Origin of the sequence: Ancylobacter pratisalsi (assembly GCF_010669125.1) — a bacterium.
GTDB lineage: Bacteria > Pseudomonadota > Alphaproteobacteria > Rhizobiales > Xanthobacteraceae > Ancylobacter > Ancylobacter pratisalsi.
The window spans coordinates 108,093-129,748 of sequence record NZ_CP048631.1; the positions used below are offsets into that span (position 1 = coordinate 108,093).

General features: G+C 64.9%; 23 protein-coding genes. 21 read left to right on the forward strand and 2 right to left on the reverse strand.

The features are described 5' to 3' along the window. Positions 1–3: 3 nt before the first annotated feature. The 8 genes from G3A50_RS22085 to G3A50_RS22120 all read left to right on the forward strand — a co-directional run bounded on the left by G3A50_RS22085 (position 4) and on the right by G3A50_RS22120 (position 7,314). On the forward strand, positions 4–741 hold the full coding sequence (locus G3A50_RS22085) for a CpaD family pilus assembly protein (RefSeq protein ID WP_163078261.1): 738 nt from the start codon (positions 4–6) through the stop codon (positions 739–741). Further along, a complete protein-coding gene (locus G3A50_RS22090) occupies positions 741–2,045 on the forward strand; it encodes a CpaE/TadZ family protein (protein ID WP_163078263.1) in 1,305 nt (434 codons plus the stop codon). Before G3A50_RS22085 ends, G3A50_RS22090 begins: the two co-directional genes overlap by 1 nt. Before the next feature lie 8 nt (positions 2,046–2,053). Further along, positions 2,054–3,448, forward strand: coding sequence for a TadA family conjugal transfer-associated ATPase (locus tag G3A50_RS22095; protein WP_163078265.1), 1,395 nt, complete (start codon positions 2,054–2,056; stop codon positions 3,446–3,448). Next, positions 3,448–4,440, forward strand: coding sequence for a type II secretion system F family protein (locus tag G3A50_RS22100; RefSeq protein WP_163078268.1), 993 nt, complete (start codon positions 3,448–3,450; stop codon positions 4,438–4,440). The genes G3A50_RS22095 and G3A50_RS22100 overlap by 1 nt, the downstream gene beginning before the upstream one ends. A gap of 5 nt (positions 4,441–4,445) precedes the next feature. Beyond that, positions 4,446–5,348, forward strand: a complete 903-nt coding sequence (locus G3A50_RS22105) for a type II secretion system F family protein (protein WP_246252621.1) — start codon at positions 4,446–4,448, stop codon at positions 5,346–5,348. A 65-nt stretch (positions 5,349–5,413) separates the two neighbouring features. Continuing rightward, complete coding sequence (locus tag G3A50_RS22110; RefSeq protein ID WP_246252623.1) at positions 5,414–6,274, forward strand: TadE/TadG family type IV pilus assembly protein; 861 nt, start codon at positions 5,414–5,416, stop codon at positions 6,272–6,274. 43 nt (positions 6,275–6,317) lie between these two features. Then, positions 6,318–6,968, forward strand: a complete 651-nt coding sequence (locus G3A50_RS22115) for a tetratricopeptide repeat protein (RefSeq protein ID WP_163078277.1) — start codon at positions 6,318–6,320, stop codon at positions 6,966–6,968. A 97-nt stretch (positions 6,969–7,065) separates the two neighbouring features. Next, positions 7,066–7,314, forward strand: coding sequence for a hypothetical protein (locus G3A50_RS22120; protein ID WP_163078280.1), 249 nt, complete (start codon positions 7,066–7,068; stop codon positions 7,312–7,314). A 55-nt stretch (positions 7,315–7,369) separates the two neighbouring features. On the opposite strand, the gene G3A50_RS22125 is transcribed toward G3A50_RS22120, so the two are convergent. Further along, complete coding sequence (locus tag G3A50_RS22125; protein ID WP_163078283.1) at positions 7,370–10,792, reverse strand: class I SAM-dependent DNA methyltransferase; 3,423 nt, start codon at positions 10,790–10,792, stop codon at positions 7,370–7,372. A 350-nt stretch (positions 10,793–11,142) separates the two neighbouring features. Between G3A50_RS22125 and G3A50_RS22130 the strand changes: the two genes are divergently transcribed. The 12 genes from G3A50_RS22130 to G3A50_RS22190 all read left to right on the forward strand — a co-directional run bounded on the left by G3A50_RS22130 (position 11,143) and on the right by G3A50_RS22190 (position 20,648). Continuing rightward, a complete protein-coding gene (locus G3A50_RS22130) occupies positions 11,143–13,122 on the forward strand; it encodes a ParB/RepB/Spo0J family partition protein (RefSeq protein WP_163078286.1) in 1,980 nt (659 codons plus the stop codon). Positions 13,123–13,176: 54 nt separating this feature from the next. Next, a complete protein-coding gene (locus G3A50_RS22135) occupies positions 13,177–13,332 on the forward strand; it encodes a hypothetical protein (RefSeq protein WP_163078289.1) in 156 nt (51 codons plus the stop codon). Positions 13,333–13,708: 376 nt separating this feature from the next. After that, positions 13,709–13,954, forward strand: a complete 246-nt coding sequence (locus G3A50_RS22145; protein WP_163078292.1) for a hypothetical protein — start codon at positions 13,709–13,711, stop codon at positions 13,952–13,954. A gap of 710 nt (positions 13,955–14,664) precedes the next feature. Continuing rightward, on the forward strand, positions 14,665–14,970 hold the full coding sequence (locus G3A50_RS22150) for a hypothetical protein (RefSeq protein ID WP_163078295.1): 306 nt from the start codon (positions 14,665–14,667) through the stop codon (positions 14,968–14,970). Further along, positions 14,967–15,293 carry a hypothetical protein gene (locus tag G3A50_RS22155; protein ID WP_163078297.1) on the forward strand — a complete coding sequence of 109 codons (327 nt, stop codon included), beginning with the start codon at positions 14,967–14,969 and terminating at the stop codon, positions 15,291–15,293. The genes G3A50_RS22150 and G3A50_RS22155 overlap by 4 nt, the downstream gene beginning before the upstream one ends. 698 nt (positions 15,294–15,991) lie before the next feature. Continuing rightward, complete coding sequence (locus G3A50_RS22160; protein WP_163078300.1) at positions 15,992–16,828, forward strand: class I SAM-dependent methyltransferase; 837 nt, start codon at positions 15,992–15,994, stop codon at positions 16,826–16,828. Positions 16,829–16,836: 8 nt separating this feature from the next. Continuing rightward, positions 16,837–17,169, forward strand: a complete 333-nt coding sequence (locus tag G3A50_RS22165; RefSeq protein ID WP_163078303.1) for a theronine dehydrogenase — start codon at positions 16,837–16,839, stop codon at positions 17,167–17,169. Between the two features lie 379 nt (positions 17,170–17,548). Next, the gene (locus G3A50_RS22170) at positions 17,549–18,589 is read left to right on the forward strand and encodes a hypothetical protein (protein ID WP_163078305.1); all 1,041 of its coding nucleotides are present in this window, start codon (positions 17,549–17,551) and stop codon (positions 18,587–18,589) included. Then, entirely contained in the window at positions 18,586–18,930 is a 345-nt protein-coding gene (locus G3A50_RS22175) for a hypothetical protein (RefSeq protein ID WP_163078308.1), read from the forward strand. Before G3A50_RS22170 ends, G3A50_RS22175 begins: the two co-directional genes overlap by 4 nt. Positions 18,931–19,013: 83 nt before the next feature. Next, the gene (locus G3A50_RS22180; RefSeq protein ID WP_163078311.1) at positions 19,014–19,352 is read left to right on the forward strand and encodes a hypothetical protein; all 339 of its coding nucleotides are present in this window, start codon (positions 19,014–19,016) and stop codon (positions 19,350–19,352) included. Between the two features lie 497 nt (positions 19,353–19,849). Then, positions 19,850–20,209 (forward strand): single-stranded DNA-binding protein, encoded by a 360-nt coding sequence (locus G3A50_RS22185; protein WP_163078314.1) that lies wholly within the window; start codon positions 19,850–19,852, stop codon positions 20,207–20,209. 208 nt (positions 20,210–20,417) lie between these two features. Next, entirely contained in the window at positions 20,418–20,648 is a 231-nt protein-coding gene (locus G3A50_RS22190) for a hypothetical protein (protein ID WP_163078317.1), read from the forward strand. A gap of 360 nt (positions 20,649–21,008) precedes the next feature. Here the strand turns inward: G3A50_RS22190 and G3A50_RS22195 are convergent, their stop codons facing one another. Further along, positions 21,009–21,320: a DUF982 domain-containing protein gene (locus tag G3A50_RS22195; protein ID WP_126280787.1), complete on the reverse strand. Its 312-nt coding sequence runs from the start codon at positions 21,318–21,320 to the stop codon at positions 21,009–21,011. Between the two features lie 83 nt (positions 21,321–21,403). Here G3A50_RS22195 and G3A50_RS22200 point away from each other — a divergent pair, with 83 nt between their 5' ends. After that, the gene (locus G3A50_RS22200; protein WP_163078319.1) at positions 21,404–21,643 is read left to right on the forward strand and encodes a hypothetical protein; all 240 of its coding nucleotides are present in this window, start codon (positions 21,404–21,406) and stop codon (positions 21,641–21,643) included. Positions 21,644–21,656: the final 13 nt, after the last annotated feature.

Genomic DNA, 21,656 nt, shown 5'->3' on the forward strand with positions numbered 1-21,656 from the left:
ATCATGAACAGCACCCACATCCTCGCCGCCTCCCTGGTCGCCCTTGCAGCCGCCGGCTGCACCCAGCAGCGTTTCGACACCGGCTATTACCCGTCCTCCGTCAATGCGCGCCACCCTATCGAGCTGGTCGACGAAGCCCGAAGCCTGCCCGTCTATCCCTCCACACATCGCGGGCTAGACCGGCGGCAGGCCGATGACGTCGCGCAGTTCGCGCGCGCCTACCGGGCCGACAGCCGGAGCAACGTCATGATCCGCGTCCCCGCCGGGGCAGGGCGCGCCGATCCGCTCACCCGCCAGACCGTGTCCACCGTCCGCGACGAGCTTGTCCGCCAGGGTATCCCGGCCCGGGCCATCAGCCAGGCGTCTTACGATGACGCCGGCATCACCAGCATCGCCCCCATCTACCTCTCCTACCGAGCCCTTGCCGCCGCTGTGCCCCATCAATGCGGGCAATGGCCTTTCGACCTCGCGGGCGGGGGCGGGGGAGGGGGGCAGATTTCACAAGCGGCCGCGGACAATGAGTGGTGGTCGAACGAGCCCTATTGGAACTTCGGCTGCGCCTATCAGGCCAACATCGCCGCTCAGGCGCTCGACCCGCTCGACATTGAACGCCCGCGAATGGCCGCCGCCGGCGACGCCGGCAAGAGGGTCAATGACGTGCGCGCCCTGCGCGAAGGCCGCGACCCCAGCACCGGCTACACCGCTGAGGCGATCTCCGTGCAAGACGCGGGAGGCCGTTGATGCTTGTCGCGGTCGACAACACCTCTTCCATGCCCGAGCCGGGTATCCGCGCCCTGCCGCGGCTCTCTCTGGTGGCCGCCCATACGACGGCGCCGGTTGGCGCCGTCCTGTCCGCCGCGATCCGCCACGACAGCATGTCGCGCGTCAACAGCCTCCTCGGAGAGGACGGCGTGCCCGGCCTCATTCGCGCCATCCAGCAGTTGGGCGCCGTTCCCGACATCGTCGCGATCGAGATGCAGCCCGGCCAGGGCGCCGATCAGCTGATGGACGAGCTGGCGCTTCTCGCGCCCCATTGCGGCGAGGCCACCCAGGTCTTCGTCATCGGGCACCACAACGATATTGCGCTCTATCGCCGGCTGAAGCGCGAGGGTGCGGCGGACTATCTCGTCGCTCCCTTCTCGCCGGCGGACCTCATCCGCTCCATCGGCGATCACGTCCTGTCGCGCCGCGAGAGCGACGGCGCGATCGGCGCCGTCACGCTCGTCATCGGCGCACGCGGCGGTGTCGGAGCGACCACCATCGCGGCCAACCTCGCATGGCTCGGGGCGCGCGCCGGCTCCAGCCTGCTGCTTGATATGTCCGTGCCGATGTCGTCGCTGCCGGCCCTTCTTGGCCTGGAGCCCGACCCCGACCTGTCGCGCATGCTCTACCAGCCCATCGAGCTGGATAACGAAATGCTCGACAAAATCACAATGAGCACGCCGCTCTCGCCGAACCTCGGCATCGCCAGCACTGAGGGCGACTTTGGCGCCAGCGTCGATCGGCGGGGCATTCCCAACCTTCTCAACACCGCCCGCAAATCCGCCCGCACGGTCGTGACGGACTTTCCGGGCTGGCTGCTCGGACCCGATACCCTTTCGGCGCTCGCCAGGGCCGATCACCTGGTCCTCGTCGCGACACCCGATTTTGTCGCGATACCCCGTGCTAGCGCCATCCTGCGCGAGATCCGCGCCGCCGACGGTCCCGAACCCGTTCTGGTCCTCAACCAGGCCGGGCAGGCGGGACGCGCGGAACAGGACTGGTCTGTCACAGAGGTGGCGCGCGCCCTGAATGTCAGCCCGAGCGCCATCGTGACGGTTCCCGCCGAGCCGAAGACCTTCGCCGAGGCGGAAGCCGAGGGCACCCTTATCGCCGCCAGCGCGCCGGACAGCGCCGCCGCCGGCGCTCTCCGCGCCGTCTATGCCCGCATTGCCCCCGGCGATCCGGCCGCCGTGACCCCTCTTGCCGCCGCCTCGGCGCGCAGCGGGCCGCTGGCCGCCCTGCGCGACCTTCCCACCCGCCTGCTGTCCCCCTTCAGGAAGTGACCGGCGCCATGGCTCTCTTCGGTAGCAAGACCAAACTCCCGGACACCCCGGCCGCCCCCGCGCCCAAGCCCGAGGTCGTCCAGCTCGCGCCGGTTTCCACCATCCGGGCCGAGGATCGCGAACGCCTCGATGCCGTCCGCAACCGCACCGCCGACACCCTGTTCCGGGCGGCCGATACCTTCGGCCCGGCCGATCCGGCGGCGCTTTCCTCGGATGCCTTCCGCGCCGAGGTCAACAACGCCATCCGTCAGACCCTGCAGGCCGACCCCCAGGCCGGCTTTCTCAAAGCGGCGGATCGCGAATGGCTGATCAACGATTTGACCGCCGAGATGTGCGGCTTCGGGCCGTTGGAGCCCCTGTTGGCGCGTGACGATATCTCCGAAATCATGGTCAACGGCACCGGCGCTATTCACCTCGAAATCGCTGGCTCCATGGTGCAGAGCGACATTCGCTTTCGCAGCGAGGACGCCTTGCAGCGCATCGCCAAGCGCATGGTCGACGAGACCGGCCGGCGCGTCGATACATCCTCGCCGATCTGCGATGCCCGCCTGAAAGACGGCTCGCGCATCAACGTCACGCTGCCGCCGATCGCCGTCGACGGCACCATCCTGACCATCCGAAAATTCCGCAAGGAACGCCTCACCCTCGAACAGCTTGTCGCCGCCGGCTCGCTCAGTCCCGAGGCCATGGACGTCATCGCCGTCATCGGCCGGTGCCGCCTCAACATTCTGATTTCCGGCGGCACGGGCTCCGGCAAGACCACCCTGCTTAATTGCGTCTCGTCCTGCATCGACGAGCGCGAACGCATCGTCACCTGTGAGGACACCGCCGAGCTTCAGCTGCAGCTTCCGCATGTCGTCCGGATGGAAACCCGCGCCGAGAACGCCGAGGGCACCGGCGAAATCACAATGCGGCAGCTGGTGCGCAACGCGCTGCGTATGCGCCCGCGCCGCATCATCGTCGGCGAGGTGCGCGGTGAAGAGGCCGTCGATCTCATCAATGCGATGAACACCGGCCACAGCGGCTCAATGGGCACCGTGCACGCCAATGATCCCCGGCTTGCCCTCTCCCGCATGGAAGCGCTCATACGCACGGCGAAAGGCTATGAGGCCGTTCCCAGCCTCAACATCAAGCGCGACCTCGCCGACTCGCTCGACGTCATCATCCAGACCGAGCAGCTGATCACCGGCAAGCGCGTGGTGACGCATGTCACCGACGTGCTGCGCGTCGAAGGCGAGACGATCACGACGGAAGACCTGATCGTCTACGACCACGCGCGCGGCCGACATGTCGGCAAAGGGCAGCTCCGCCCCTCCTTCTACCGGGTCGCCGAACGCTATGGCCTCGCCGAGCGCCTGGCCGCCGCGCTGTCCGCCCTCAACATGAACGCGAGGGAGCCGTGATGCAGACCCTCGCAGCTCTGTTCGGCGCCTGTTCCGTGTCGTTGCTCGTGATGGGCTCCCTCTATCAGTACCTTAACCCCTCGCTGGCGAGCGACCGCAAGCGGGCCTTCGTCGATCGCACGAGGGCCGCCCTGTTCGGGGATGAACGCACGGCCCGGCACGCACGCCGTCAGATGATCATGGAACGCCTGGCGCAGCTCAGCCGCGACGAGCAGGCCCGCAGGGGTGCCGGCGATCGCGCCCGCGCCGTGGAACTCCGCCTGGAACGGTCGGGCCTGTCCTGGTCCCGATCACAATATCGCCGCGTGCAGATCGGCGTCAGCGTCCTCGCCTTCCTTGTGCTCGTTGTCGCCACGGGATCGGTGATCCTTTCCCTGCCGCTTGCCTTTGCTGCCGGGTTCATGCTTCCCGCCGCCTATCTGGAACGCAAGATCGCGGCGCGCTACGCCGCGTTCTCGCACGAGCTTCCCAACGCCCTCGACGTGCTGGTGCGCGGAACCCGCGCCGGTCTTCCCGTCTCCGAATGCATCCGCTCAGTCGCCAGGGAAGCCGCCGAGCCCGTACGGACGGAATTCGAGCTGGTCGTGCATGCCCAGAGCATCGGCGCCTCGCTGACAGACGCGACCGAAATGCTGGCCCACCGGGTGCCCATATCAGACACCCGGTTCCTCGCCATCGCCATCAGCATCCAGGAGACCGAGGGCGGCGCCATCGCCGACACCCTCAGCAATCTCTCGAACACGCTGCGCGAGCGCCGCAAGCTCAACGAGAAGATCGAGGCCATGGGTTCATCCGCGCGCTCCAGTGCGAAGGCCCTCGCGGCGATGCCGTTCCTGCTGTTGGGCCTGACCTACTTCATGGACCCCGAGCGAACCCAGGTCCTTTGGACCACCACGAGCGGGCGCATCGTCACCGCTGTCTGCGTCGTCTGGGTGCTGATCGGCTTCTTTGTGCTGAAGCGGATGCAAGACAACGCCATGAGCGGCGGGTGAGCACCATGTCAGCGCAGCTCGCACTCGCCTCCGCTCTTATCGGCGTCTCGGTTTTCGCAGGTCTGCATGCGCTGTCCATGGGCCGCGCCCGCGACCGGAGCCGCCCCCGCACGCTGGCCGGCACACCCGCCGTCGCCACTCGGCCCGGCTCCTATCGCGACGCTGTCGCCGACTATCTCGTGCGGACGCTCGCCCTCAAGAAGTGGTTCGCCATAGAGAACATGCGGGACCGCCTTCACCGCGCCGGCAAGCGCGGCACGCGCGCCGAGGCGGCCTATCTCGCGGCGAAGTTCCTCTTTCCCTTCGCCGGCATGGCGATAGGCGTCATCTATTTCGGCGTTCTCGACGTGATGGCGCTGCCCCTGCCGCTGAAACTGAGCGCCGTGGTCTTCGCCGCCTATATCGGCATGAAGGTCCCGGACATTCTCGTCGACCGCGCCACGCGCAAGCGCCAGGCGTCCATCCAGGACGCATGGCCCGACGCTCTGGATTTGATGATCATCCTCGTCGAGGGCGGGCAGTCGATCGACGCCGCGCTGCGGCGCGTCGCCTCCGACATCAGCATCCGGTCGCGCGCGCTTGCCGAGGATCTGACGATCCTCATCACCGAAATGTCCCTGCTGCCGGAAAAGCGAAACGCCTTTGAGAATTTCGGCCGTCGTTCCGACGTCGTCGAAGTCAAAAGCGCCTGCATGGCCTTCATCCAGTCGGATGAACAGGGAACCGAAATCGGGCCAGCTTTCAGAGCCCTCGCGGCGGACGGTCGAACAATCCGCATGTCCCGCATCGAGAAAAAAGCGGCCGCCATCGCGGCGATCATGGCCCTTCCCGTCGCCGTTTTCTTCCTCCTCCCCTTGATGGTCCTCGCGGTCATGCCCGCAGCCATCGATTTCTTGCAATGGAAATGACAATGACTGGACCCATCAAGAGACACATTGCCCGCCTGTGCTCATCCTCCGAGGGAAGTGTCGCCGTGTTCGTCGGGCTGTTCCTCGTCGCCGCCCTCGGCGCCGGCGTCATGGTGGTAGACTACACCCGCGCGTCCACCTTGCAGGGCAAGCTGCAGCATGCCATGGACACCTCTGTCGGCGAGGCCGCGCGCGGCCAGACCGACGCGCAGGTGATCGCTCTCGCCAAGGCCCAGATCGGCGAATTTCTCAAGGACGGCAACTATGCGTCCGCCGACGAAGCCGTCTTCACCATCACCCGTGAAAACGGTCGCGTAACCCTCTCCGGCACGCTGCCCTATAGCCCCCTCTTCGGCCCGCTCTACGGTCTGGTCTCGCCGGCCGGCAATCTGCTCGTCGCTTCCGGCTCGACCGCTCGTGAGGCCGTCTGCACGCCGCTGGCGTCCGAACGTCGCTGGAGCGCGAAGACCGGAGCGTGCGCCGCCGGCCAAACCGGCAGCCACACGTGGGAGGCCGAAGAAGAACGCACCTCGTCCTGCGCGGCTGGCGCCCTGGAACCCAGCTGGAGCGGCTGGGTCGCGACCGGCGCTGTTCGGGGCGACGTGAATAGCTGCGTGGCGTCGACCTGCACATGGGTGCGCGTGGGCACGGCCCATGCTTGCCTGGGGTGGGGAGAGGGCAATCCCAAGGAAGGCGAGACCGGCGGCGGAACCTGTTACTCCCAGGCCGAGCTGTTGGCGCAGGCAACCGCCACCGTGGAGGCCGGACAGTCCACGCCTCAATTCGAGATGTTCTCGGCGAAACCCGGCCAAAAGGGGCCATCATGGGCGCGTGGTCGCCAGTGCTGGTCCTATCAAGGGGCGCTTTGCACCGGAGGCGGCAGCACGGTGAATCGCAACCTGTTCTATGAAATCCGCTGTGACTGACATGCACCAGCGACATGAACAGGTAAGCGTGAGCAAAACCCATATGCAGAAGCTTCTTTGCGTGGGAGCGATCGGCGCCGGGCTGCTTCTGGCCGGATGCTCGTCTTTCACAAAACCGGCGGCTCTCGCCGCCGGTTCCCCCTCTTCCTCCGTCATCGCCGAAGCCCAGGCCCTTCAAGCCCAGGGCCAGCGCGAACAGGCCACGGCCGTCCTTCGGGTCGCGGCCGTGAAGAACCCCAATGATCGCGAGCTTCGCGCCGCCTATGGCAAGAGCCTCCTGAACGCCGGCCAGGTCGGAGACGCTGAACGTGTCCTCGCCCAGGCCCACACGCCTGATCGCCCGGACCCCTCCGTCCTCAGCGCCCAGGGCGTGGCGGCCGCCCAGAAGGGCGACTACGCGACGGCGCTCGCCTTCTTCGATCGCTCGCTCAACCTGAGCCAGGACCCGCGCGTCATGTCCAACAAGGCCATGACGCTCGCCCTCGCCGGACGCCTGCCCGAGGCCGAAGCCCTCGCGCAGCAGGCCGCCGGGAACCCCGAGGCCGATGCGCGGGTGCGTCAGTCCTACGCCCTTGTCCTCGCCATGCAGGGCAAGACACACGCCGCCGCTGAAACCTATGCCCGGGACCTGTCCGCCGACCAGGCGGCCGCGAACGTCGCCCTCGTCCAGAAGATGCGGCGGCAGGGCGTATAGCCCTGCCGCGTTCCTCCCAAACTGGCGCCGGGGCCGCATTCCTTGCCCCGGCGTCCTTTCTCAAACACGATGTAAGTCGCTGATCGGGAGACAGGCCATGCCGACCTCCATGCAGTCCGGGCCGCACGTCGACATCACCGATCAGGAGATCGACAGCGCGATCGCCGCGTGCGGCGGAGATCCACGCGAGGCCATCCGCGCCCTTCTCGTCGGCCAGGCATGGCTGCAGCACGACATCGAGGCCGCCCGACGCGGATCATGCGCCGGCTTCAGCAGAAAGATCCCCGCCGACCGCAAGCGCCCGTCCCGATACAGCCCTATCGGAATCCCGACGCCGGAGCGCTGATGCGGCAGACGATCTTGCTATTGAGCGCCAGGAGCTGTCAGTCCGACAGTTCCGTTTATGCAGCCCTGCGCAAGAAGTAGCGCCCCTCCGACGCGACTATGGCTCCGGTTCGCGTCAACGAGAGGAGGATGCTGGTGATCGGCGTGCGAGCCCGGAGCCCCTGCGTGAAGCGAGCCGCGATCTGCTCGACTGTAAGCGGACCCTCGGAGCCCGCGAGAACTGCCATGATGGCACCAGCGCGCTCGATACCGTTCGATGGGAAGGGATTGCGCTGCTCTTCTGCCTCGCGCTCCTCCAGTCGAAGGTCCGACTCCTCTTCAATAGGCGCAGCCATGCGCACCGTTTGGTACTCAGGTCGCAGCCACTTGACCTGACCAATTGCTTCCTCCGCCGCGCGGGCGCTGTTTAGATCTACAAGGAGCTTGAAAATGTCCTCGTTTGAAACGTCCGCAGGCCAGCCGTATGATTCAACCACGGCAGCGTCAATTTGATCGTGAAGCTCCAGCACGCGAGAAGCTAACCCTGCATCGTGGATAGCACGCTCAGCATTGGACAGGGATGGTTGTGTAGGATCGGCTCGGATCGCTCGAAGCCGCTCGACAACATTGTATAGTCCCGTGATAGTGAGTTCTTCGTGCGTCGTGATCTGATCCTTACGGAGACGGTCGAGCGTTTCACCAAGGTCCGCCAATCGGCCGACTTGTGCCTCCGTTAGTTCGGGAAACGGAAACTGCGGGAATATCTCAGTGTTGTTGAACCGAGGTCGATCCTCAAGCGTCCCCCCGAAAAAGCGACACCAGGCGTGATGAACAGAGGACGACAGGACCGCCAACAGTGCGGCGCAGTCAGACGTAATCGCGTACACCATCGCGTCAGGAATGACGTCGGCGGCAACGAAGACGAACGGTCGGTGCTTAGCCGTGTAAGGCGTGGCAATGTATCTGCTGAGTCCTTTGAGGCCGTTGCGCATCGTCTTCGCTGGGGCTGCATACCGCCACCAATTTTTCCGACGATAGGCGTTGCGATTGAGGTCGCGCGTGGGTTTCACTGTTAGCAATAACCGTTGATAGATGGCAGGGTAGGTCCGCCGTAGATCTTCTTCGTCGAGGTCTTCAACATCAATGATGTGCTCATGTGTGAGCCGTTCGGTGAGGTCGTCACCGATAATGTAGGGCCGGATACGCCCATCGCGCTGAGCGCTGCCATAGGCACCAAGTTCGTCAGCTCCGAGCTTGAAGCCGTCGTTCCCTGGAACACACCCCTGGAAGCACATCGCCTTATTGCTCTCCAATGCTTTCACGCGCGAGCGGGCATTTGAGGCTGTCAAATCGCTGAAGATCCGCTCCACCTCCGCAAGCCGCAGGGTATTGGCGTCACTTTTTTTCGTGAGGGTTCCGAGGCGCAGAGGGCCAGAATAGTCAGGGGCGGCGCAGACCGTCATTGAGATACGGACGTTAGCGCCGTCCTTGTCTTCGACCCACGGATGATCGGCGATCGCAAATATCAGCTTAGGAGCCTGCCTGCCATTCAATGCCTTCTCTACTGCGATGCGCGAGTATTGCTGCGTAATGCTGTTGGTTGTAACAAGTCCTGAGCGTTTCGTTTGCCCTGATCGCACTGCCTGCGCGGCCTTCATCCACCAGTACATCGCAAGGTCAGCAGTGCCGGGAACGTCGGGGTATGCGGCGAGAAGAGCATCTCGGTAATCGCTTCCAAGCCGATCGCGCATGACACGGATGCCAATGAACGGTGGATTGCCGACTATGAAATCCGCCGGGGGCCAGCTGCGCGGCCGTGGGCTCCCGTAACGGTGGACGAGCACTCGGGCCGTGACGTCCGGCACCTTCTTACCCGTCACAGGGTGTATTGTCTTGGTTTCTCCGTCCCAGCGAGTCTCTGGTTCACCATTGGCCAGGCGAACGGGTGGAAGTAGTTCGTAATTTAGCAGGGCATCGGCGACCTCTATGTTTCCGTAGGCCTGCAGGACTGGATCAGATGGCGCGGCTCCCCCGAGCGTTCTGAGATTCCATTGAAGGTAGCCGATCCAAAGAACCAGTTCGGAGATTGCCGCGGCCCGCGGATTGAGCTCCAGACCAAGGAATTGGTGAGGGTCAACAGTCTCGCCCTGGAAGCCGAGCCTAGCAGTGGACTCGCCAAGGCCAGCAAGAGCGTCGAGCACTTCGCCTTCGAGCCTCTTCATCAACTCCATTGTGACATACAGAAAGTTCCCTGTTCCACATGCCGGGTCCAGCACGCGCACTGTGGCAAGCCGGTGGTGGAAATCCGCAGCGATCTGACGAGCTTCATCGAGACCTCCCTTGGACCGCGCTTCATCCATGGCGGCCTGAGCCGCGTTCCACTCCTGGCGGAGAGGTTCGATCACGGTAATGACGACAAGGCGCTCGACGTATGCGCGTGGAGTGAAGTGCGCGCCGAGCTTGGCACGGTCTTTCGTGCTCAGCGCGCGTTCCAAAAGCGCTCCAAAAATCGACGGATCGACGTCGGTCCATCGCTTAGAAGCCGCACTCTTCAAGTGACGGATACCCGTGGCATCAAGGTCGAACACTGCTGCGTCTCTGAACAGCTTGCCGTTAAATCGGCGAACAGTCGTCTCGAACGCAAAAGCGAACTGGCCCCCATCCATCGCCTGCCAAAGCTGACCCACAAGGCGCGGGAAAAGGCCCGGATCGGCCTCACAACGCCCGAGGAGGTTTTCAAACGAATGCTCCGGTAGAAGGCCCGCGTCCTCGGCGAACATCGTGAAGAGGCAGCGCATCAGGAACATCGCCACCCCCTCGGGATCGTGCCCATCCTTCTCCAGCTTCTTGGAAACCTCGGCTAGACTTTTCGCGACCTCGCGCGTCACCTTCTCAGTATGCTTGGCGGGATCGAGGCAATGAGGATCAGTCCAGATGGCCCGCAATAGGGCGCGCGTCTCGTCCTGCCTCAAATCAGCGAGATAGATGCGAAAACGGGTGCGGTCGGGGAACTGGGAGTAATTCCGGCCTCTTCCGCTGAAATCTGCATAAATCTCGAAGCAGTTGCCGACATCGCACGTGATGAGAAACGGCGGCCAATCGTGATCGTCAGGCAAAGCGCGCGCATAATCTTCTGCTTGACGGCGCGCATTTAGCATCAGCACGTCCCACGACCTCCGAGTCGGCGGCGCGCCGTCAATCGTTGACTCACCATCCTGTTCGACGGCTTTCGGCTGACCACGTTCCCGGCTCTGCTTGGCCTCTAGGACAAAGCAACCTCTCTTATAGAGGTCGATGCGCCCGGTCGTGCTCCCCGTCACCGGATCATTGAAACGGACAGAACGCTCGAAGACGTAGTCATTGAGGGCGCTGACAGCCCTTGCAGGATGCGGACGCTCGACCTCCAGGAGGTCGCATAGCTCACTCAAGAATATAGCATAATTGGCTCTTTCCGCTCCTTCGGACGCAGACCACCGCTCAATGAACGCCTCAATTGCCACTGATGTCCCCGCCTCTACGCCCGGCTCTGATGTCGAAGAATGTGTAACCGCCAACCGTAGGGCATGTTAGTCCCGTTGCCCAAGACCACATAGAGCGCGCCAGGACGCGCCAGTCCCTTCGTGAAGGGCGCGGGGCCAGGGGGCGCTGCCCCCTCATCCCCAGCAAGGGCGATGACGCCACCCCCCAGCATTCGGCCGCAAGCGGCCTGCCATGCCGCCGCGTAAACGCGCCGCCCTCCGGGTGGGCGGTCCCCCCCGTCATCATCCCCCTTGCCCCCCAACTCCCCCGGTCTCCGCGACCCTCAGGAAGCAGGACGCAGCCTGCTTCGCAGCGAAAAAGGGGAAGACAGATGACCGACACCGCCACCGACCTTCACACCATCCCCCTCAACAAGCTGGTTCCCAGCCCCGCGAACGTTCGTCGTTTCCGCTCCGAAGGGGGCATCACCGAACTCGCCGCCAGCCTCCACGCCCACGGCCAGCTGCAAAATCTCGTCGTCAGCAAGGGCACTAAGGGCAAGTTTGAAGTCGTGGCCGGCGCGCGCCGCCTCGCCGCCTTCGCCTTGCTGGCGAAAGAGGGGAAAATCACAAAAGACCATGGCGTCATGTGCCAGTTCCGCACCGAGGCCAACAATGCCGAACTCTCGCTAGCCGAGAACATCGTGCGCGAGCGCATGAGCGAGGTGGACGAAATCGCCGCCTTCCGCACCCTCTCCGAAGGCGGGTTGCCCCCCGAGGAAATCGCCGCCCGGTTCGGTATTTCCCACATGACCGTGCGCCGGCGCCTCAAGCTAGCCCACCTGTCGCCCCGCATCCTCGCCGCCATGGGCGACGGGCTGATCACTCTTGAGCAGGCCGAAGCCCTCGCCTTGTCCGACGATCACGCCGAACAAGACTCCGCTTGGTTCGACGCTAGGACGTCTTGGGCCCGCGATCCCCGGACGATCCGCGAAACGCTCAGCCGCGAGCATGTGAAGGGCGATCATCGTTTCGCGCGGTGCGTCGGGCTGGAAGCCTACGAGCAGGCCGGCGGCACCGTGTCGCGCGACCTCTTTTCCGAAGCGAGCGATGTGTATCTGACTGATCGACCGTTGCTCACGCGCATGGTCATGGAGAAGCTGGCCGAAGAAGCCGAGGTACTGGCCGCCGAGGGCTGGGGCTGGGTGGAACCGGACCTTGAGGGCAATCTGCATTATGCCGCCGGCTTCCATCGCATTTATCCCACGCGCGGGGAGCCCACGCCGGAGCAGAAAGCCGAGATCGAGGCGTTGCAGGCCGAAGCCGACACCCTCTCCGAAAAGCTCGATACCGAAGACGGCACGGACGCCGAGCTTGAGGCCGCGTCGCAACGATATGACGAGGTGACAGACCGGCTGGAAGCGCTCGATGAAGCGGCAACTCGCTACGATCACCCCCTTATGGGCAAGGCCGGCAGTGTCGTGTCCGTCGCGACCGATGGCTCGATGAAAGTCTCCCGTGGACTTGTCCGGAATGAAGACTGGAAGGTCGTTGAAGCCATCATCAACGGAGCTTCACTGGAAGATGCCGCCGCACTGGTAGAGCGTCCCGAGGACGCCGACGACGACACACCCGCGATTTCTTCCGTGCTGGTCGAGGAACTGACAGCCCAGCGCACCGCCGCGCTGCGCATCACGCTCGCCGGCCGGCCGGACATCGCCCTAGCCGCCAGCCTTCACCCGCTTCTGATCCGCGCCATCTACAAGCACAGCATGGGCTATGCGTCCTATGAGAGCGCCGTGGAGCTTCGCGGCGAGCAGAAGGACCTTACCCCGTCGATTCAGAACCCCGCCGCCAGCGCCGCTCTCACCGGCTGGAATGACCTCATTGAACAGACCCGCCAGCAACTGCCGCAGAACGTGGCCGAGCTTTGGGAATGGCTCATCAAGCAGACGCTGCCGACCCTGCTGGACCTGCTGGCCGTGGTGACGTCGATCAACCTCAACGCCGTGCAGATGCGCCACGAGAAGAAGCGCCCGGTTCGCCTCGCCCGCGCCGATGACATCGCCCGCGCCGTCGATTTCGACATCACCCGGCACTTCAAGGCAGACCAAGCGTTCCTTGAGCGCCTGTCCAAGAAGCAGCTTGCCGATATCCTCGCCTCGCAGGACGTGCCGGCCGACCGGATCGCCAGCATGCAGAAGCTACCCAAGTATGAGGCCGTGATCCGCACCCTTGCCGAGATGCGCGCCGACTACGTGCCGGCCTGCATCGAGACGCCGGCTTTCCCTGACGCGGCCGAGGACATCGAGGACGCCGAGGACATGGGCGACGACGATATGGGCGACGACATGGCGCTTGCCGCCGAGTGAGCGACAGACCGGGGCGCATAGCGCCCCGGTTCCCCATCATCGCGAGGAAGCAACATGACAGACGACCCGGAAACGGAATTGCGCCGCCTCTGGACACAACAGGGCGTGCCAACTGAGCAGCAGAACCGGATGATTGAGCAGATCAAGACCAAGGCGCAGCCGGGCCAGAACGTCGGTCCTTTTATCATCAAGGCGACGCCAAGCGGCTAAGCCGCCGTGCGCGGCCGCCGCGCGGATCGACCGCGCGGAGGTCCGCGGCGAGAGGGGGGCGATGCCACCCCTCTCGCCTCTCCCCCCTCGATGCCGGCGGCGACATCACAGGATCACAGAGCGCGCCAGGCGCGCGAGATCTATCGTCAGCGCGCGGGGCCAGGGGGCGCTGCCCCCTCATCCCCAGCAAGGGCGATGACGCCACCCCCCAGCATTCGGCCGCAAGCGGCCTGCCATGCCGGCAGCGTAAACGCCGCCGCCCTCCGGGTGGGCGGTCCCCCCCGTCATCATCCCCCTTGCCCCCCAACTCCCCCGGTCTCCGCGACCCTCAGGAAGCAGGACGCAGCCTGCTTCGCAGCGAAAAGGAAACCGGCAGATGACCGAGGCCAAGATGTTCCGGGTTGTGAAATTCAATGCGGGCTTTGCCGTCGAGAGCCCGGAAGGGGAATTGATGGTCGCGTACAAGGCGAAGAAAGCCGCCAACGACGCATGCCGGGGCTACAACATCGAGGCACAGAACAAGAATGAAGAGCGCGAACTGCGCGAACTCGCCAAACAGCAAGAGGCGACCGCTCGCGCTGCTCGCTCGAAGGCGACAGTCGAACAACTCAAGCTGTTCTGATGCCACGATCCGCGCGCAGTCCCGCTGCGAATTTTTAACATCGAGGACGATAGGAAACGGGATCGAATTTGAGGGCAGAAGCAGCCGGCGCGGAGCCAGCCCGCGCCACCGGGAGGATGGGCCTTCCCGGCCGAGGCAACGGCCTTGCCCTCAAATCGGAGGATACGCGATGTGGTTCATACCGCTGAGTGTGTCCCTTAGAATGAGAAAGACCCGGAGCAGCTGGTCACTGTCCCTCCGGGTCTCAATTCTCTTCTAAGGAACAGGGGAGAGGGTGAAAACCCGCTCCTCACTCCGACGCTCTGTATAGCACAATCCCGTTCCAGGTTGAAGCGCCGAGCGCGGCCGCCGCGCGGATCGACCGCGCGGAGGTCCGCCGCGAGAGTGGGGCGACGCCACCCCTCTCGCCTCTCCCCCCTCGATGCCGGCGACGACATCACCAGGTCGCAGCGCGCGCCGGGGCGCGCCAGTCCTTTGGTGAATGGCGCGGGGCCAGGGTGCGCTGCCCCCTCATCCCCAGCAAGGGCGATGACGCCACCCCCCAGCATTCGGCCGCAAGCGGCCTGCCATGCCGGCGGCGTAAACGCCGCCGCCCTCCGGGTGGGCGGTCCCCCCCGTCATCATCCCCCTTGCCCCCCAACTCCCCCGGTCTCCGCGACCCTCAGGAAGCAGGACGCAGCCTGCTTCGCAGCGAAAGGAGAAGGAAGACCATGGCCGAGCCCGCAACAATTCAGCCCGAGGGCGCGCCGGTGCCGCTGCCCATAACGTTCTCATACTGCTACCCGACCGGAATCATCGGCTTCGGCCGGCATGTCCCCGAGGGCGCCTTTTCCCTGCTGCACGGCGATGACGAGACGGTGCGGGATATCGTGACCATCCATGCGCGCCACGCCTATGACGGGCACACCCTGATCGTGCCGGGCTTCCCCGAGGCCGACACCACCGACGAGGCCAGCGATGCGGCTATCGCCTTCTATCGGCGGCTCCTGATGGCTCTGGAAAGGCGGATGGCATGACCGACGACATTTTCACAGAGGCCGAGCTGTTCAACTGCTGGACCGGCGGCAAGCCCCCGACGACCGAAGAAATCGCCCTGTTCGACTGGCTGGAGGTTGGCGGCGTGCGCGATGTGTCTATGCCCTTCGATGACGGGACGATTTTCGAGGCGTGCGACGATGCCGATGCAGAACTGTGGTCCGTCTATGGACGGTATCGGCCGACCGAGACGCATGCCGGGTGCGAGTGCATCACCGATGGCCCGCCGGGCGATATGGCCCGCGCCGTGGCGATTGCCGAGCACCTTGGGCAGCTATGGGGGCTTCCCGTCAGACGGCGCTAGCCCATAGGCGCGGCCAGCGGAGACATTCTTAACATCGAGGACGATAAGAAACGGAATCGAATTTGAGGGCAGAAGCAGCCGGCGCGAAGCCAGCCCGCGCCACCGGGGAGATTGGCCTCCCGGCCGAGGCAACGGGCCTTGCCCTCAAATGGAGGACACGCGATGTGGTTTATACCGCTGAGTGTGTCGTTTAGTTTGAAGAAAACCCGGAGCGGCTGGCAGGCCGCGCTCCGGGTCAACTTCTTCATCTAGGCGCAACAAGGGGGGGCGGGCGAAAGTCCGCTCCCCCACCTCCAGATATATAGCACACGCCCGTTCCAGGTTGAAGCGCCGTGCGCGGCCGCCGCGCGGATCGACCGCGCGGAGATCCGCCGCGAGAGTGGGGCTCCGCCACCCCTCTCGCCTCTCCCCCCTCGATGCCGGCGACGACATCACCAGACCGCAGCGCGCGCCAGGGCGCGCCAGTTCCTTCTGCAGGACGTGGGGCCAGGGGGCGCTGCCCCCTCATCCCCAGCAAGGGCGATGACGCCACCCCCCAGCATTCGGCCCTAAAGGGCCTGCCATGCCGGCGCTGCGCGCCGCCCTCCGGGTGGGTGGTTCCCCCCGTCATCATCCCCCTTGCCCCCCAACTCCCCCGGTCTCCGCGACCCTCAGGAAGCAGGACGCAGCCTGCTTCGCAGCGAAAAAGGGGAAGACAGATGGCAAAGCTGACCAAGGCCCAGACCAAGGCCCACAAGGAAGCCGAGGCAATCCTGACCAAGGACCGTCTGTCTGATGATGAGCGCGCCTTTGTCTTCGACAACTGGCACGAGGGGGCGACCCACAACAACGGCACGGCGGGCGCATTCTTCACCCCCGACGGGCTCGCTGGGGATTGCGCAATTGATGCCGTCGCCGGCCGTGTCATCGACCTGTGCGCCGGTATCGGCGCTCTCGCTTCCAACGTGGTCGCGCTGGGTTCCTCCCGGTCTGCTGTCCGGGAAATGGTGTGCGTGGAGATCAATCCGCGTTACGCCGAGATTGGCCGCAAGCTGGTGCCGGAGGCCCGCTGGATCGTTGCCGACGTGATGGACTGGCGCAACTGGTGGAAGACCGACCTTGAAGCCGAGATGTTCGATAGCGCCATATCGAACCCGCCTTTCGGCAAGGTGCGCCGGAACGGTAACGGCCCGCGCTATCAGGGGCCGGAATTTGAGTTTCACGTCATCGACATTGCGAGCCAGCTCGCCGATCGCGGCACGTTCATCATCCCGCAGATGTCTTCCAGCTTCGTCTATTCCGGCGCGCAGTTCTACGACCGCAGGAAGGAAGGGCGCGGCCTCGATTTCGAGCGGTTGACCGGCCTGCACATGGAATGCGGAATCGGCGTCGACACCACCTTTTACCGCGACTGCTGGAAGGACGTTTCCCCCCTCTGTGAAATCGTCACCATCGACTTCGAGGACGCACGGGAGTGCATGAGCACGGCGGCCGAGCCTGCCGCGCCCAGCTTTCACATTCCGGCGCGTCCCGCCCAACAGCTCGCCCTGTTCTGAGGCGAGCCATGACCGAGCTTGCTCGCTACTCCCTCGAATGGCGCCGGCGGGATATCCCCTGTCCGGGTCCGACGATTCTGGCCGAAATGACCGTGCCGCGCGGCGCGCGCTGTCCGGCCGAGATAGAGCAGATGTGGAAGCCGGGGCAGGGCTATGCCATATGCTGGGGGCTGGTTTCACAGAAGCCCATTCGCCGATGGAGCCGAGAGGCCAAGGCGCGCGCCCGCCGGCGGAACCTGCAACGCCGGTTAGAGGCCAAATTCCCCCTTTTTGCGCAGATATTCGTCGCCGCCGAGCTTGAGCGCCGGCCGGCCTACTACGACGCCGACGATCCCGCGTAGCGGCGGCCGCCTTCCGCCCGCCCAGGCGGATCGACCGCCAGGGCGGGCGGCGAGAGTGGGGCTCCGCCACCCCTCTCGCCTCTCCCCCCTCGATGCCGGCGACGACATCACCAGGTCACAGCGCGCGCCAGGGCGCGCCAGTCCCTTTCGTGAAGGGCGCGGGGTCAGGGGGCGCTGCCCCCTCATCCCCAGCAAGGGCGATGACGCCACCCCCCAGCATTCGGCCGCACGCGGCCTGCCATGCCGGCGCTGTGCGCCGCCCTCCGGGTGGGTGGTTCCCCCCGTCATCATCCCCCTTGCCCCCCAACTCCCCCGGTCTCCGCGACCCTCAGGAAGCAGGACGCAGCCTGCTTCGCAGCGAAAAGGAAGGGAAACCGCCATGGCACAGCACACCAACCCCGATTTGAACGACACAGTTCAGCCCGTCGCCATGTTCGACGCTGACACCCTCACAATCAGCGCCGGCGGCTTCTCCCTCTCGCTCACCCTCAAGGAGATTGAACGCAATTGGGACGCCCTTTCCCATTTCCCGGATCGCCGCGCCCGCATGGAGCTTGGCGCCCTCGGTGAGCGCGTCAACGCCTTCGCCGCCCATGTCGCCGCGATAGTGGCGCGGGGCGGTATTCTCGACGCTGGCGCCGAAATCGAGCGTTTCACAGTCCGCCATGTGCAGCTGACGCGGCGCGCTTGGGCGATGGAGTCGCGGTGCATGTCGTGGTTCGTCGTCGGGCCGGCCCGGTTCCCGGTGGATCGGAACCGCAAGCGGCAGGCATCGGCAGACAACGCCTTTCGCGTCGTGAGCGAGCACGCCAAGGCCGCCCGCGCCGCCGTCGAGCGTACCGCCTTCCCTCATGGCGCCCCAGGCGAGCCGATCCGCGCCAGCAACCCGGATGCGCCGGCACTGATCCGCGCCGAGATCGAGAAGCGCCAGGCCGCGCACGCCATGATGAAAGCCGCCAACGCTGCTATTCGCTCGGCGAAGGGCAAAGACGTAGACGCCAAGGTGCAAGCCGTGGTCGACGCCACGGGCTGGCGCGAGGCGAAGGCGCGGCGCTGCGTTGTGCCGCCTCAAGAATGGATGGGCGCCGGCTTTCCCGCCTATCAGCTTGCGGGCGAGCTGGCCGAGATAAAGCGGCTTGCGACCCGGCTGGCGACGATCGAGGCGAACCGCGAGCGCGGGACGGTCGAGCACGAGCACAACACCACAGCCGGGCGCCTGCGCGTGGTCGAGAATGGCGACGCGGCCCGCATTCAGATGTTTTTCGACGGCAAGCCCGAGGCCGCGACGCGGGACCTGATGAAGCGCGAGGGCTTCCGTTGGGCGCCGTCCGAGGGGGCTTGGCAGCGCCACCTCAACAATGCCGGGCGCTATTCCGCCTCGCGCGTGGTGTCCGCTCTCCAAGGGGAGCCCAGCGCATGACCTGCCGTCCCGGCTTCAGCACCTTCGCCGGCCGCGTCGCTCTGGCGCGGCAATCGGTCCTTTCCGGCGCGTCGGCAGACGCTTTTGATGCCTGCTTCAAAATGTTCGACGGCGAGATGGTCGCCGCCGCCCTTATGCGCGCGGCTGAAAAAGACGCCGCGCTCGCGGACGCCATGCCCAAATATTTCGACATGGAACTGCTGCAGGAGATCCACGCCCGCCACGCATCGACCGACCTTGAGGCCGCCGCCGCCGTGATCCGCAGGAAAGAGGCCGCACAGAGCCGGGCGACGGCGAAGAGGTGGGAGCTTGAGGGTGACGGGCAGGCGGCGCTATTCTAACGCGCCCTGTGAAGCAAAGCGGCCCCCTTAAGCGACATTCATCACATGGACAGCGGCGCTGCGGTGCGGCTCGGGAGAGCGAAATGGCCACGATCAATTACAATGGGTTCTCGTTTGTCGGCGTCAGCGACGACGGGCGCATTGAATACAACACCACCAACCAAAGCACATGGTCGGTAAAGATCGAAGGCCGCTGGGCAGACCGCCGGTTCATTTTCGACGATCAGAACAACGTCGTCGGCCACACAAGCCCCGAGGATGCGGCGGTGATCGTAGAGCTTTGCAAGGCTACGGACGCCGCGCAAAGCTCTTGGCATGACGAGATGCGCGAGCGTTCGCATGCCAGGCAGGATGGCCGCGCCGACGCTATGGACGGCATCGAAAAAGTTCGTGGCGGCGCCTATGACCGCAATACTTGGTGACGACTAGGCAGCTCAACACGACCGCCAACAACGACGCCCACTAGCGGCTGGCGCCAGTCGCGCGCCCCGGCGGATCGACCGCCAGTGCGCGCGGCGAGAGTGGGGCTCCGCCACCCCTCTCGCCTCTCCCCCCTCGATGCCGGCGACGACATCCACATTCACATAGAGCGCGCCAGGGCGCGCCAGTTCCTGGTTGAAGAACGCGGGGCCAGGAGGCTCTGCCCCCTCTGCCCCAGCAAGGGCGATGACGCCACCCCCCAGCATTCGGCCGCGAGCGGCCTGCCATGCCGGCGCGTAAACGCGCCGCCCCTTCGGGTGGGTGGTTCCCCCCGTCATCATCCCCCTTGCCCCCCAACTCCCCCGCTGCTCCGCGCGAACTCGGGAAGCAGGACGGCCTGCTTCGCCTAAGAACTGTATAGGTTAGGGCGAAACCTTGACGACGATCCACTGATAAAGTTCGACTTTTCCCGTAACCCTGATCCGAATGGAGCTTTGATATGTTCTCTCTCAACCGCGCTGAAATCATCGGAAACCTTGGCGCTGATCCCGAAATCCGCACCTTCCAGAATGGTGGCCGGGTTGCCACCTTCCGCGTGGCGACAAACAACTCCTACAAGGACCGGGAGGGCAATTGGAAGGATGTTGCGCAGTGGCACACCGTCGTCGTCTTCGATGACCACCTCATCAAGCGGATCGACAAGCGCCTGCAGAAGGGGACCAAGGTTCATGTCACCGGCGCCATGGAAACCCGCGAATATGACAAGGACGGCCAGACCCACAAGGTGACGGAAATCGTTCTGCGCCCCTTCGGCAATGGCGACATCATTCTGCTCGATGCGTGGATCGCCGAAAGCTGAACAGGTAAAGTCCGGGTGGTGAGATCGCTCCCACCCGGTTTTCCTTGCCCGCAACGGGATGGAGAGACCCATGGAACCCTATCGAGCCCATACATTCCCAGCGCCCGCCAAGCGGGGCACGGATGCCCGTCAACCGCCGGCCCGCCCGCCGATCTGGTTGCGCATCCTCATCTGGCCGTTGCGCCTCCTGGGCTCGATGGCGCGGAGCATGGCCCTCTTTGTCCTCGTGACCGGCCTGCCCTTCGTCGTTCTCATGCGCAAGCTGTCCCTGGTCTGGATCGTCCTCGCCGTGGCGGGTTTCGCTTCCGGGGTGCCGGCCCTTCACGCCTCCCTCATGCTGGCGGCCGGCGCTGTTTCGTGGCTGTTCATGGATGCCTGGAACTGGGCTCTTTATCGCCTGCTGCCCGAAGACGACGTTCTGATCGCCCCCTATCATTGATTTCGCGCGGCGGGCTGCTTTCGCCGCCCGCCCTCGGGACCGCCATAAGCGCGGCCCCGAGCGCGTGAATCGCTACGGCTCTTCACGCTTGAACTTGATGCCAATCGACTTGTCGGTGCAGCACCAAAGGCCGCTTTGCTCCGATGTCGCGAACGGATACGGCCCGTTCGGTGCCCGCTCTCCGCAACGCTGGCAGGTCATTCTGAGCCGTATGTCGTGGATGGTTTCGCCAGCGCGTCCCAGCAGCGCTACTGCCGCCGCGCGTACGAACACCGTGCGATGACCGCACTGGCATTGAAAGCCGACAAGGGGGCTCGGTTCATCCATAGGAACATATGAGGAACGTTGAGGCGGTGATTGTCAATCTTCACTGACACGACGCGGGCGCCGAGCGCCTTTCCCTAACCGAGCCGGGACGTCACTCCGCAGGGTGTCGGCAGCGAGGATGCCCGCCTCATCGGCGGCGGCAATCAAGGCCCGGCGGAACGCTTCGGGGGCAGCGTTGCCGCCCAACACATCGAGCGCAGCCACCTGCGCGGCGCGGTGCGCAGGCGTGTCCATCATTCCGCCCGGCCATTTGATCAACAGGAAATTGGCCGCGCCTTCCACGTCGGCGAGGGTGCGCCTCGTGGCCTCACTTTCCCAGATATGAACGGGCTTGATCGGGATCATCCGACTTAACACCGAGAGAGCGGCCGGGTTGCAGCGGCGCAGTCGAATCGCCGATAGTATCGCCGATGAAGCCCTATGAGATTGTGCGCAAGAAGATCATGAAGGTTGAAGGCGAATGGCGAATAGCGCCCGAGCCGCCCCCTTCCGATGCGCGGACCTGGACCGGCCATTTCGCCTTTGTCCCGGGCAGCGTGACTGAGATCAGGAAGAAGGTCGACGCCGTTCCGATCAGCTTTGCTGCCGATATCCTGCCGGCGGATGGCGGCGTGTGGCTATGGGCCGGGGTTGGCGACCTGGAGAGGATTATCAAGGCCGTGCGGTAGGATTGCCTTAGCG

Coding starts and splice junctions, on each gene's coding strand:
- G3A50_RS22100 (WP_163078268.1), top strand. CDS start 3,448: ATGCAGACCCTCGCAGCTCTGTTCGGCGCCTGTTCCGTGTCGTTGCTC.
- G3A50_RS22105 (WP_246252621.1), top strand. CDS start 4,446: ATGTCAGCGCAGCTCGCACTCGCCTCCGCTCTTATCGGCGTCTCGGTT.
- G3A50_RS22135 (WP_163078289.1), top strand. CDS start 13,177: ATGACAGACGACCCGGAAACGGAATTGCGCCGCCTCTGGACACAACAG.
- G3A50_RS22120 (WP_163078280.1), top strand. CDS start 7,066: ATGCCGACCTCCATGCAGTCCGGGCCGCACGTCGACATCACCGATCAG.
- G3A50_RS22175 (WP_163078308.1), top strand. CDS start 18,586: ATGACCTGCCGTCCCGGCTTCAGCACCTTCGCCGGCCGCGTCGCTCTG.
- G3A50_RS22170 (WP_163078305.1), top strand. CDS start 17,549: ATGGCACAGCACACCAACCCCGATTTGAACGACACAGTTCAGCCCGTC.
- G3A50_RS22095 (WP_163078265.1), top strand. CDS start 2,054: ATGGCTCTCTTCGGTAGCAAGACCAAACTCCCGGACACCCCGGCCGCC.
- G3A50_RS22195 (WP_126280787.1), bottom strand. CDS start 21,320: ATGATCCCGATCAAGCCCGTTCATATCTGGGAAAGTGAGGCCACGAGG.
- G3A50_RS22090 (WP_163078263.1), top strand. CDS start 741: ATGCTTGTCGCGGTCGACAACACCTCTTCCATGCCCGAGCCGGGTATC.
- G3A50_RS22085 (WP_163078261.1), top strand. CDS start 4: ATGAACAGCACCCACATCCTCGCCGCCTCCCTGGTCGCCCTTGCAGCC.
- G3A50_RS22115 (WP_163078277.1), top strand. CDS start 6,318: ATGCAGAAGCTTCTTTGCGTGGGAGCGATCGGCGCCGGGCTGCTTCTG.
- G3A50_RS22190 (WP_163078317.1), top strand. CDS start 20,418: ATGGCCCTCTTTGTCCTCGTGACCGGCCTGCCCTTCGTCGTTCTCATG.
- G3A50_RS22180 (WP_163078311.1), top strand. CDS start 19,014: ATGGCCACGATCAATTACAATGGGTTCTCGTTTGTCGGCGTCAGCGAC.
- G3A50_RS22150 (WP_163078295.1), top strand. CDS start 14,665: ATGGCCGAGCCCGCAACAATTCAGCCCGAGGGCGCGCCGGTGCCGCTG.
- G3A50_RS22165 (WP_163078303.1), top strand. CDS start 16,837: ATGACCGAGCTTGCTCGCTACTCCCTCGAATGGCGCCGGCGGGATATC.
- G3A50_RS22185 (WP_163078314.1), top strand. CDS start 19,850: ATGTTCTCTCTCAACCGCGCTGAAATCATCGGAAACCTTGGCGCTGAT.
- G3A50_RS22145 (WP_163078292.1), top strand. CDS start 13,709: ATGACCGAGGCCAAGATGTTCCGGGTTGTGAAATTCAATGCGGGCTTT.
- G3A50_RS22160 (WP_163078300.1), top strand. CDS start 15,992: ATGGCAAAGCTGACCAAGGCCCAGACCAAGGCCCACAAGGAAGCCGAG.
- G3A50_RS22155 (WP_163078297.1), top strand. CDS start 14,967: ATGACCGACGACATTTTCACAGAGGCCGAGCTGTTCAACTGCTGGACC.
- G3A50_RS22130 (WP_163078286.1), top strand. CDS start 11,143: ATGACCGACACCGCCACCGACCTTCACACCATCCCCCTCAACAAGCTG.